Source organism: Pseudoalteromonas marina (genome assembly GCF_000238335.3).
GTDB classification, from domain to species: domain Bacteria; phylum Pseudomonadota; class Gammaproteobacteria; order Enterobacterales; family Alteromonadaceae; genus Pseudoalteromonas; species Pseudoalteromonas marina.
The window spans coordinates 147,990-160,012 of record NZ_AHCB03000012.1 but is presented as its reverse complement, the minus strand read 5'-3'; the positions used below and the strand labels follow the sequence as shown (position 1 = coordinate 160,012).

Sequence of the window (12,023 nt, the reverse complement as noted above, 5' to 3'; positions counted from 1 at the left end):
ACAAACTTGCCAACTAATTGCCAGCGTTATTAAAATCCTTCAGTGCTCGCTTTTCTTCATAGTATAAAACGAGCAACGGGGTCGTTTTATTGACTATGCGAGCGACCGTACTATGGCTGTATATACAGCTAAAATTCATATAGTTGAAAATGAAAAATCGCTCTGCGTATATAAATTATATTGCTGCCTAAATGCTTACCCCACAATATTTATAAGCACTATTTTTAAGCACTATTAATACCCTTTTAGGCTGGATCGCAAGTTTCACCTACTTTGACAACAAACGTCACCTAAATTCAATGAAAACCTTATAACGATCATTTTTGATCAAAAAGCAGCGATTATCCGATTAAGTGCAATTTGTCATAAAACTGCAATCTAAGTAGGTGATAATTTAAACTCAAACTGTATTTTTTATAATCTAGAAGACGAAGTAAATGACCACACCTTTAGTGCAACTAACATTTGCACTGCAATCACTTGATGATCCGATGTCTGCGGCTATGAGCCACACCATGGAATACGAAAACCTTTCGGTACAAGCTAATGCGCTTCATGCAATTACATTGCAATGCGATTTGCCAGATGCTGTAAATGAAGGTGATGTTATTTCGCTGAGCGCAACACATCCAAGTGCCCGTGGCGCTCAGTATTTTACTGAGAGCGTTATTACGCAAGCAGATTTAGAGCGTGGTTACGTTAACCTTACTTTAAACAAAATTACCCATAGCCAATGTTTTGTAATGCAGCTTATGTTGCACGGTAAATACGCTACATTAAAAAATAGCCTTCAGTTTGATATGAATATTAACGCATTTGAGGGCGGCTACAACGCGCCACTTGTAAATATTGAGCAGTCAAAACCACACGGTTTTCGCCGCTATTTTGCTGGGGTAGGCTCGACCTTTTTATCATTGTTTTAAAACGCTTTTATCAATAGCGGTTAGTCGGGAAAACTTATTTTTCCCATAGTCACTCCCGCAATACCTTGCGCGGTATTATTAAGGTGTTGCTGCTCACCTGCTAGGCATTCGTTGGCTAAAATAGCAAATAACACGGCTTCTTTAGCATCGGGGTCTATTCCTAATACCTGTGTGTTTTTAAACGCCTTAACCTCTGGGCAAAGGTTTAAAAGCTGCTCCATTAATAGTGGGTTATGTATTCCACCACCACTGGCATACACCACACAATTTGCCTCGTGTTTAGCACACTGTTTTATTGCATCGCTTATTACATTAGCACTAAATGCATTGAGTGTTGCCATTACATCGTGGTGAGTTAAGTCAAGCGTATTGGTGAGTGCTTGAGCCGCTTTTAAATACGCTAAATTAAACACTTCTGGCCCTGTTGTTTTGGGCATGCTTAAATTAAAAAAGTCATCTGCGCATAATGCATGAAGTAAAGGCATATTTACTTTCCCTGCTTTTGCTATTTTTGCACCGTCGTCAAAATGCATCCCCTCAAAATATTTTTGTACATAGGCATCCATTATTGTATTACCCGGGCCAATATCAGAGCTAAATACACTGTTTGCATCACCGCTTTTGGGTAAAAAAGTTAAGTTAGCTATACCACCCATGTTAAGTAAAATACGGTTTTCAACAAGGCTTGAAAAAAACAAGTAATCGCCATATACCGCAAGGGGGGCACCTTCGCCTCCTGCGGCTATGTGCTTTTGCCTAAAATCGCCAATGGTTGTAATGCCGGTAGTAACGGCTATTTGGTCGCTGTCGCCAATTTGTAACGTGCCATTAGTAAAGCTTTTATGATTATGTTGCGACTGTGGGCAGTGGTAAATTGTTTGCCCGTGACTGGCTATAACATCAATTGTACTAGGGTCCACTTGCCACACTTTTAAGCACTGATTAACCATATTGCCATGGAGCTTACCTACCCACGGATGCAGTAAGGTTACTAGTTCTAAATCGCACTCTCGCTTTGCAAATACCTCCTTTATTTTGCTTTTATAATCGTCGCTATATTCAACGGTGGTAAAATTTAATATTTCAATATGTGTGTTTAAGCCCGCGCCGCTTACCTTACATAGCGCTACATCGAGCCCATCTAACGAGGTACCACTCATTAAACCTACAATTAAACGGCTTGGCTTTTGGGCACTATTATATAGGGCGGCTATGTGTGGGTGCATAAAAGGTATCTTAAACAGTATTATATTTTGCTTATATTAGAGTACTTTAAAACAAAGTTATAGGCGTAAGCGGTTAATCTTTGTGATTGTGCAATCTCTAATTGCTTGCTAAGTTAAACCTTATTCACCCTATACTTAATTAAAACAATGATTACCCTAAGATACTTTAAACCAAAGGACGCGCCACACATTATTAATACCTTAAACGATGAACAGGTGACCCGCTTTTTATCGTCTAAAATTCCATTTCCGTATACCCAAGCCGACGCCGATTGGTGGATAAACCAAGGCTCTAAAAGTGGAATAGTTAAGGCCATTGTTGTAGATGAGCAATTTGCGGGGTGTATAGGCATAACGCCCGGAGAATTCGAGTATAGCCGCAGTGGCGAAATAGGCTATTGGCTTAATAGTGACTTTTGGGGGCAAGGAATAATGACTCACGCTATTACAAAAATTTGCGATGACGCATTTAAAACCTCAAACCTAAACCGTATTTTTGGCGCTGTATTTGCTGGTAATACTGGTTCTATAAAGGCACTGACTAAATGTGGTTTTAAGGCCGAGGCCGTTCTTAAACAAGCCATTTATAAAAATGGCGCATTTTACGATAGTCATATTTTTAGCAAGCTCAAATAAACCTTTTAGAATAATTACTCCGCTTAAGGTTGAATTAACAGCCCCTCGCCCAAAACTCCTGTTGTAAGGTACAAATTTTTACATACATTTACTACTTAGCGCGCATTATTGTTTATGCCAATCGGGTTATTAAACGCATACACATTCGTTAAGTGGGTTCATATTCAAAAGGAGAATTTTATGTCTGCAACTAGTCGTCAACTTACTTTAGCATCACGCCCACACGGTACTCCAACCGATAAAAACTTTGAGCTTAAAACAGTCGATTTACCAGCCCTTAAAGATGGCGAGATGCTGCTGCGCACTATTTACTTATCACTTGACCCATACATGCGTGGCCGCATGAGCGACGCAAAGTCGTACGCCGATCCGGTAAACGTGGGTGACGTAATGGTTGGCGCTACCGTGTGCCAAGTAGAAAAGTCTAAAAACGATAAATTTAGCGAAGGCGAGTGGGTACTTGCCTACACAGGTTGGCAAAGCTACGCCATTAGTAATGGCGAAGGCCTTATGCAATTAGGCAAAGAGCCTGCAAATCCTTCGTACGCGCTAGGCATTATGGGTATGCCGGGCTTTACGGCGTATATGGGCCTACTTGATATTGGCGCACCTAAAGAAGGCGAAACGGTAGTCGTAGCCGCAGCAACGGGGCCAGTTGGTGCAACCGTTGGCCAAATAGCTAAAATTAAAGGCTGTAAAGTGGTAGGCGTTGCTGGTGGCAGCGAAAAATGTGCCCATGCAGTTGAAAAACTAGGGTTTGATGCCTGTATTGATCACAAAGCCGATGACTTTGCAGAGCAACTAGAAAAAGCCTGTGATAAAGGCATAGATGTTTATTACGAAAATGTGGGCGGTAAAGTGTTTGATGCCGTATTACCATTACTTAATACCGCAGCTCGTGTACCGCTGTGTGGTTTAGTATCGCAGTATAACGCAACAAGCTTACCTGAAGGCCCTGACCGTATGGGTATGCTAATGGGGCAGTTGCTTACTAAACGTATTAAAATGCAAGGCTTTATAATTTTTGACGACTACGGTCACCGCTACAATGAATTTGCCCAAGACATGCAAAAGTGGCTGCAGGATGGCAAAGTACAATACCGCGAGCACATGGTAGAAGGTATTGAAAACACTGTAAGCGCATTTAACGATATGCTTAGTGGTAAAAACTTTGGTAAAACCGTTGTTAAAATCAACGATGCACTTTAACTAAAATATATAAACACAGCGTTGCTGCAACCAGCAAAGCCAACAAGGACTGACATGATAAAACTACACCATTTAAATAAATCGCGCTCAAAACGTATTATTTGGCTTTTAGAAGAACTAGAAGTTGATTACGAAATTGTTGCTTACCAACGTAACAAAGACACATTTTTAGCGCCTGATGAGCTAAAGCAAGTTCACCAACTCGGTAAGTCGCCGGTTATTGAAGACGATGGGTTAATTGTTACCGAATCTGGCGCTATTACTGATTACTTAATTACTAAATACGGTAACGGAAAGTTTGCACCAGAGGCTGGCACCGCTGACTACGTTGATTACCAACAATGGCTACACTTTGCTGAAAGCTCTGCCATTTTACCGCTACTACTTAAAATGTTTGTGCTTAAAGATGGCGCTAAAACACAATTTTTAGAAGGCTACGCCGACGCCGAAACCGCTAAAGTTATTAGCTACTTTAACGACCGGCTAGAAGGTAAACGTTATTTAGTTGGCGACACCCTAACCGGCGCCGATTTTATGATGTCGTTTATTGTTGAAATTGTTAAAAACTCAGGTCAGCTAGGTCACTTTAAAAACCTAGTAAAATACGACGAGCAATTACAAAGCCACGAGAAGTTTCATACGGCTAATGAGCTAGAAGCTAAATACGACTAATTAGTGCAAAACACAGATAAACCAAAGGGGCTTTTTAAGCCCCTTTTTAATACATATGCTTGTATTAAATACCGGCTATTTCGCGCTCTGTAATACACTCGTTCGAGGCCATTTCAAACTCACGGCAAGTAAGTGGGCGGTTTTCATAAATGGTACACATTAGCGTATTGCGGTCGAGTGCTTGGCACCAGCCATCGTCTGCGCGTTTCATTACTTCGCTGCCCCACTTGTCGTAATCAATGTACTGAAAAGGCACACCGGTGTCGGTTACTATGCGCACTTCTAATTGGCAGCAACATGCTTGGCAATTGGCGCAGGTTACGGGCTCAGGTGTAGAGGAAATAGTTTTACTTGGAATAACAGTATTAGGCATAGCGGCTTAAATAAAAGAAACACACTAAGTAGGATACACGAGCAGGCTAAACGTGCTAGTTAATTTTAATGGTGAACAAATAGAGTAATAAAAAGCGTGCTACTCGTTAACACGCTTTATTGTTGGCTTTTAATTTTAAATTAAAAGTTTAATACCACCTTCACATCATCAGACACGGCAGATGCCGAAACAAACCCAATCGTATTTGGGTTAGCTGCAACCATTTTGATCACCTCTGAGTCATTTTCTAGCTCTTTGGGTGGTGTTCCTTTTCCCGTAAAAATAAGCTTTGACCAATAGGCTCTTAACTGCGACGCACTTTTATTAAGCAGTTTACTGTTAAACTGCTCCGTAGTCGGATTTTTTGAATCTTGTGATATTGGAATGATCGTATTGCCATTACTAAACGACTTTTCTTTTCCGGTATAAATTCGACTAATGACGGACTCATCAAAACTACTCTCGTTTGAAGGATGTACAATAATAGCAAAATCAGCAAAGGCAACATTGCTAAACAAAAACAGTACACATAACATTAATTTTTTCATTTTTAATTCCCCTTAAAATACAACATCAACACCAAGCGTGATTGCTTTACTATCACCCGCTACCGCTAACTCGAATGAATCATCTTTTACCCTGTCGTACTGCATTTTGAGTGCCGCCGAAGGATGAAAATCCCAACGAACCCCCACCGCAAAGGTATTATGGCTTTCAGTATCTCCCTCACCTTCTTGCTCAAAATCTGAAAACATCACATAAGGCGTAATTGCATCAAACCGATACCCTGCACTGATCATATAAGTGTCTAGGTTTCCGTCTAGATCTAAACGGTTAAGTTCGCTTAGTACAAAAAAGTCGCCAAAATCAAAATTGGCAGCTAAGCCATAGAATTTGCCATCACGGCTATCTTTTCCATCCCATAAAACCGGCTCTCCAGAACGAAAGCGTTTATTAGTGTATTGCATATGCGTTACTCTCAATTCAAGCCAATCATGGCTTAACGAAAGTACACCACCTAGCATATCTTCCCAAATTTCTCGGGTAGGCTCTTGAAAGAAAAAGTCTGATAGCAGTTTGTTGTCGTCATCATCTTCTTTACCAGCATACACATTAGCAGACACACCCCACTCTCCAATCGAGCCAGAATAGAGAAGGTTTATGCCCTCATAGTTAAATACTTGCCATGTATAATTGTCGGCAGGTGCACGCATCCATACATATGCGTAACCTACGTCAAAAAAATCTGAGTAATAAAAAAGAGGTAAACGCTTTTTACCTGCTTGAACCGTCCAATTATCATTTATTTCGTACGAAATATATGCCCACTCAAAATTAGCATCAAAATCGTTTACACCTCGGGCAACAATTTGACCTGTGACAGATAAGCCCTCACCAAGATCCCCCGACAATTGTATACCAATTAACGACTCTGGAGAGAAAGATAAGTCTTCTGTGTAGCCACTCACATTAGGGTAGTCAGCCAAAAAGGTTGGCTCAACACCATATTGCGGCACACCACTTCCACTGAGTACTTTACCCGCGTTAATACTTGCAAAGCCTGAAATATTAATTTCAGCGTAACTAGTCCCTGAAATAAACACTCCTAACAGCATCAATTTTTGCAGTTTCATCGTTCACCTCGTTTTATATGACCTTTATAGTCAAGTTGAGTATAGTTAAACGCTGAAAAAACAAACAAAAATTTAACATTTTTTATAATTATGCAGGTTTGATCATTACTTTAATGGCTATCTGCCAAGCAGTGTGGCTTTTATATCGCTATATCGTAGTTGTTCACAAAGTGCAAATCCGCTGAGTTGGCGTACCTTATTACGAGCAAACAATGGCACGCTCATACCCGCTAAAAAGCGGCACTGGGTTTCAACACCCACGTTATGAACTCCCTTTGTGGCCATATGCGCCAAAAACTCATCTACCTTTTGATAAATAACGTCATCATTAATAGTTACAGGCGCTAGTGAGTATTCTAGTTTTACAGTATTACCACGGCATACACTGCAATGCCCGCATTGCGCTGGCGCGTTTTGGTCGTCAAAGTAGCGCGCTAAGTTATAACTCAGGCAAGTTTGTAGCTCAAAAAAGCGCACTAAAGCAGCAATTCGTTTTATTTCAGCTTGTTCTTTATCAGCAAAGTAGTGGTGTAACTGCTGGGCAAGCTCTGGGTTATTTATAACTTCACTATGCACTTTATATACTTGGGTAATGCGTTTGGTTTCAAGCGTTATAAGGTTTTTTTCAGCTAGGTAGTCAAGCGCGGCCACAACCCGTTTACGGTCAACCTGCGCGGCTTGGGTAAGGGTGTCAAAATTGAGCGTGCCCCATATTTTTTTAAAATCGGTATGGCTAAATATTTGCGTTAAAAAGGCTTGGCGCTGCTCGTCAAACTGGCTAAGTAGCTCGTTTTTATCAACCAAGAACTTGTATTTAAAATCGGCATAATAGGCGTACTGCGGCGTAATTGCGCCTTGCATTTCAAGTTGAACCAGTAATGTTTTAAGTGCTAATTGGCGAATATTACTTTCGCTTGAAAGGCTGTATTCTTGCATTTCCCATTGCTGTTGGGCTTGGCGAATATCGTTAATTACATATTCAATGCCACTCAGCTCAGGGGTGTCGCCATATACAAAGTTTTCTACTGTGTTTAGGCCATCTAAATTAGCAAGCGTGTAGCAGTTTGATGGGTTGCCATCGCGCCCTGCGCGGCCAATTTCTTGGCTGTAGTTTTCAATCGATTTTGGTAAATCGTAATGAATAACAAAGCGAATGTCTGATTTATCAACGCCCATACCAAAGGCTATAGTTGCTACAACTACGTTAATTTTACCCGCCATAAAATCATCTTGAATTTGCCACCGGAGTGTATCTTCAAGCCCTGCATGATACGCAACCGCCTGAATACCTTGCGCACTTAGCGTGTTAGCCACTTGCTCAGCACTTTGCTGCAGTGTTACATACACAATACCTGGGCCATTTTGCGCACGCACTATGTTTGTAAGTTCGGTGTTTTTATCAGCCGTTTTTACACTTAGCACGCTTAAATCGAGGTTAGCGCGGTAAAAGCCAGTTTGTACAATGCACTCAGGGGCAATATTAAAACGCTCGCTCATGTCGCGTTTTACTTTTTTAGTGGCGGTGGCGGTAAGCAATAGTACTAGTGGAATATTTAGCTCTTCGCGATATCGCGGTAGTTTTAAGTAGTCAGGTCTGAAGTTATGCCCCCATTCAGATATACAGTGCGCCTCATCTACCACCAGCATAGACAGCGCAACCTGGCTTATAAACTCTCTAAATCGCTCGTTTTTAAAGCGCTCTACCGACACCATTAACACTTTAATTTTACCATTTCGCACATCGTTCATTACGGTGCTGCTTTGCATTTGGTCTTGGCTAGAATCAAGGCTTGCCGCGTAAATACCTTTGCTATTTAAAAAACTAATTTGATCTTTCATTAAGGCTAGTAATGGCGACACCACTAACGTTAAGTTTTCTAAATGCATAGCCGTTAGCTGATAACACAACGACTTACCCGACCCTGTAGGGAATATAGCAAGGGACGATTGCCCATTTAAAAGCTGCTCTATAGTTTGCTGCTGCCCTGCTCTAAACTGGTTAAAACCAAAATGTTGCTCAAGTGATTGTAAAAGCGGCGTATTCATAAAAATGTCCTTTTTGGCGTTGATAACACAGGGCTATAACAGAAAAATGCAGCCTAGATGAAGTATTTGCAAGTTAGTATACCGTAAATTAGGTGATTTACTGCTGACATATCCATTATTTAGGCGCACACTATAGCCCCATAAAAGTGAGCTTTGCCAAAATAATTTTCGATACCCAAGTCATTTTAAAAATAATAAAACAGATTGCTTGGGTATATTATTTTTAAGGGCATAGTCATGAACATAACCACTCCTAAAATCGTCGTTATTGGCGGCGGCGCTGGCGGATTAGAGCTTGCAACTCAATTAGGGCATAAACTAGGAAAGAAAAAACACGCAGATATTTTATTAATAGACAAAAACCGCACCCACATATGGAAGCCTTTACTGCACGAAGTAGCCACAGGCTCTATTGACCCCGATTTAGATGGCGTAGTTTACTCTGCCCATGCCGCAAAACATCATTATAATTTCCAACTTGGTACCTTTTGTAATATCGACCAAAGTAATAAAACAATTACCCTCGCACCACTTTTTGACGAACTTGGCCACACTATTTTGCCCAAACGCACTGTACGCTACGACCACCTTGTTATTGCTATTGGCAGTGTAAGTAACGACTTTAATACCCCAGGCATAAAAGAGCATTGCTACTTTTTAGATTCAAACCAGCAAGCTGAGCGTTTTCAGCATTCTTTGCTCGATAGCTTTACCCGCCTTCACCAAGACGACAACCAGCAACAATCTCTTGATATTGCCATTGTTGGCGGCGGCGCAACAGGCGTTGAGCTCTCGGCAGAGCTGTATCACGTGTCTGAATTACTAAAGCTTTACGGCCTTACAAACATGTCGTCTAAACGTTTGCACATTCATTTAATTGAAGCCGGTCCACGTATTTTACCTGCATTACCAGAGCGTATTGCCGTAAGTGCCAAACGCGAGCTGTTAAAATTGGGCGTAAACGTGCGAGAACAAACCCAAGTAAAAGAAGCCACCGAGCAAGGCTTTATAACAAAAGACGAAGAACATATTAATGCCGATATTATGGTATGGGCGGCAGGCGTAAAAGCGCCAGATTTTATTAAAGACCTAGGTGTTTTTGAGCTTACTCGCAGCAACCAAATTCAAGTAAACAAGTTCTTACAAAGCACCGTAGATGAAAGTATTTTTGTACTTGGCGATTGCTGCGCCTTTACCCAAGAAGACGGAAAACTTGTACCGCCACGCGCGCAATCGGCCCATCAAATGGCACAATGTGTTGAAAAAAACCTTATTGCAACACTTAAACACCAGCCGCTAAGCGAGTTTAAATACAGCGACCACGGCTCTCTCGTTAACTTATCGCGCTACAGCACAGTCGGTAATTTAATGGGTAACTTAACCAGCAACACCTTTTTTATTGAAGGTAAAATAGCCCGCTTTATGTATATATCGCTGTATCGTATGCACCAGCGCGCCATACACGGTAGCGCAAAAACCTTTGCGTTATGGATAAGCGAAAAAGTACTGCGTGTAGTGCGCCCTAAAATGAAATTGCATTAATAAATAACCCATGGCGGTAATAAGCAGATTTAATAAATTTTTATTACCGCTGTCTTTGATTTTTCACAATTCCCATGTAAATTTATACAAACCACTTAGGGAATAAGGCAATGACGGGAAAAACACTAGTTTTTAACTTTGATGGCACAGGAAATGAGCCCCGTGACGCAGACCAATTTAGCTCAGAGCATTTTAAAGAAGACAGTAGTATTTCTAACATTGTTAAGCTGCACTTATTATTAGGCGGCAAACTTGATGGTTCCCCCACTACACCTTTCTCGCAACAATTGAGCTTTTATTATCAAGGTATTGGCACTAAAGGTAGCCGGTTAAAACGCATTTTAAACCAAACTTTAGCGCCACGTGGTGACGATGTTGCCAGTATTTTAAATCAAGCCATGCGTGATTTTAAAACGCATTACCAACTAGGCGATACCCTTTTACTTACCGGTTTTAGCCGAGGTGGCGCTCTCGCTAGGCGTTTTGCAAAAATTCTGGAACCTTTGATTAGTAATAATGTGTACGTATGTGTATTTGATACCGTGGCCTCAATTGGCTTATCAAAAGTGAGTAAAGCGACACGCGGCGCCGAGCACGTTATTTTTGAAAACCACACCATTGCTAATAATATTTCACAAGCACTGCACTGCGTGGCACTTGATGAAAAACGCCGTGCGTTTGAGCCTACGCTGATGAACCATCAAAATAACATTACTGAACTGTGGTTTGCAGGCGCGCATTCAGACATTGGCGGTGGATACTACCGTGATGGTTTAGCTGATATTTGCTTACGTTATGCACTTGAGTGGATTATTGAGCAGCCGTTAGCTATTTCATTGTTAACAAGTCACGATATTAACTACAAAACTCTTCTTCCAGATAGTAATTTAATTGCACAAGACGATCTCACTGTTATCCCCGACTCACTTGCACTGAGCCACCAGCAAAATTACTTTTGGTTAAACTCGTTCTTTAAGCTGGTAGATAGAGAGTGCTTTGTGCTGGTGGACAACGAAGCAAGTAATATTAAGCCATTAGTTCACCACAGTGTAGCTACACGAATTAATAAGCTCACCAGCTACCGTCCAGAGTCACTTAAAAAGCAGTCATACAACGTTAGCTACAGTGACAACAGCACCTTAAGTTTTACCGGCTTAAGTGCGCACATTACGCTTGCCAACCAAAATATGAGCGTATTAAGTATTGGCCAAAGCCAAGATGTGGTGGTATTTGCCAGTGAGTTTTATAACAAAACGGGCTTAATGCTCGAGCAAGGTGCAACTTATCGCTTTACCCCCTACCCTGATCAACATTGGTTTGACGACGGCATAAAGTGTACACCTAAGGGATGGCATCGAGATGACGTGCAATTAGGCGTTAAAGAAATTCCAATGGCATTACTTGAACCATTCAGACGACTTCCAGATGCTCAGTGGTTCTCATTAGTTGGTGCAATTAATAATAACGAAGAATTTTTATTTAAAATAGCTAATGACGCTACGGTGACTATTACTAAATCAGGTGAATTTAGTCCCTTCGCCAATGACTTAAGCCGCTTTTATGGCGCCAATGCAGGAAAAATAAAAGTAAAAGTAAGCCGCATAAGTTAAATGGGCTGAAGACGCGCAGCTTGATGGCGTTTAAAAGCAACGCTTTAACTGGGAACCACCGAGAAGCGAAGAAGAATACCTAGAGAAGTGACTAAACGATACGGGTGTTTTCAATGTGTAGCGCGAAGCACCTCGGTTTACTCGGTGGTCAT

General features: G+C 41.2%; 11 protein-coding genes. 6 read left to right on the top strand and 5 right to left on the bottom strand.

Translation table 11 applies throughout. The annotated features are described in order from the left end of the window. The first annotated feature begins 437 nt into the window (after positions 1–437). The gene (locus PMAN_RS16640; protein ID WP_010556054.1) at positions 438–923 is read left to right on the top strand and encodes a hypothetical protein; all 486 of its coding nucleotides are present in this window, start codon (positions 438–440) and stop codon (positions 921–923) included. A 20-nt stretch (positions 924–943) separates the two neighbouring features. Here PMAN_RS16640 and PMAN_RS16635 read toward each other — a convergent pair whose 3' ends face one another. Next, a complete protein-coding gene (locus PMAN_RS16635) occupies positions 944–2,149 on the bottom strand; it encodes an anhydro-N-acetylmuramic acid kinase (protein WP_010556055.1) in 1,206 nt (401 codons plus the stop codon). A gap of 147 nt (positions 2,150–2,296) precedes the next feature. On the opposite strand from PMAN_RS16635, the gene PMAN_RS16630 reads away from it, so the two are divergent. The 3 genes from PMAN_RS16630 to PMAN_RS16620 all read left to right on the top strand — a co-directional run bounded on the left by PMAN_RS16630 (position 2,297) and on the right by PMAN_RS16620 (position 4,666). Then, complete coding sequence (locus PMAN_RS16630) at positions 2,297–2,785, top strand: GNAT family N-acetyltransferase (RefSeq protein WP_010556056.1); 489 nt, start codon at positions 2,297–2,299, stop codon at positions 2,783–2,785. Between the two features lie 180 nt (positions 2,786–2,965). Continuing rightward, positions 2,966–3,994: an NADP-dependent oxidoreductase gene (locus PMAN_RS16625; protein ID WP_010556057.1), complete on the top strand. Its 1,029-nt coding sequence runs from the start codon at positions 2,966–2,968 to the stop codon at positions 3,992–3,994. A 54-nt stretch (positions 3,995–4,048) separates the two neighbouring features. After that, positions 4,049–4,666: a glutathione S-transferase family protein gene (locus tag PMAN_RS16620; protein WP_010556058.1), complete on the top strand. Its 618-nt coding sequence runs from the start codon at positions 4,049–4,051 to the stop codon at positions 4,664–4,666. Positions 4,667–4,730: 64 nt separating this feature from the next. Here PMAN_RS16620 and PMAN_RS16615 read toward each other — a convergent pair whose 3' ends face one another. The 4 genes from PMAN_RS16615 to PMAN_RS16600 form a co-directional block, all read right to left on the bottom strand. Continuing rightward, positions 4,731–5,039, bottom strand: coding sequence for a YkgJ family cysteine cluster protein (locus PMAN_RS16615; protein WP_004586962.1), 309 nt, complete (start codon positions 5,037–5,039; stop codon positions 4,731–4,733). Between the two features lie 140 nt (positions 5,040–5,179). Next, positions 5,180–5,587, bottom strand: coding sequence for a substrate-binding domain-containing protein (locus PMAN_RS16610; protein WP_010556059.1), 408 nt, complete (start codon positions 5,585–5,587; stop codon positions 5,180–5,182). A 12-nt stretch (positions 5,588–5,599) separates the two neighbouring features. Beyond that, entirely contained in the window at positions 5,600–6,673 is a 1,074-nt protein-coding gene (locus PMAN_RS16605; protein ID WP_010556060.1) for a porin, read from the bottom strand. A 117-nt stretch (positions 6,674–6,790) separates the two neighbouring features. Further along, a complete protein-coding gene (locus PMAN_RS16600) occupies positions 6,791–8,719 on the bottom strand; it encodes a RecQ family ATP-dependent DNA helicase (protein ID WP_010556061.1) in 1,929 nt (642 codons plus the stop codon). A gap of 237 nt (positions 8,720–8,956) precedes the next feature. On the opposite strand from PMAN_RS16600, the gene PMAN_RS16595 reads away from it, so the two are divergent. Both PMAN_RS16595 and PMAN_RS16590 read left to right on the top strand, forming a co-directional pair. After that, positions 8,957–10,261, top strand: coding sequence for an NAD(P)/FAD-dependent oxidoreductase (locus tag PMAN_RS16595; RefSeq protein ID WP_021032404.1), 1,305 nt, complete (start codon positions 8,957–8,959; stop codon positions 10,259–10,261). A 110-nt stretch (positions 10,262–10,371) separates the two neighbouring features. After that, a complete protein-coding gene (locus PMAN_RS16590) occupies positions 10,372–11,871 on the top strand; it encodes a phospholipase effector Tle1 domain-containing protein (RefSeq protein WP_008130858.1) in 1,500 nt (499 codons plus the stop codon). The last annotated feature ends 152 nt before the right edge of the window (positions 11,872–12,023 follow it).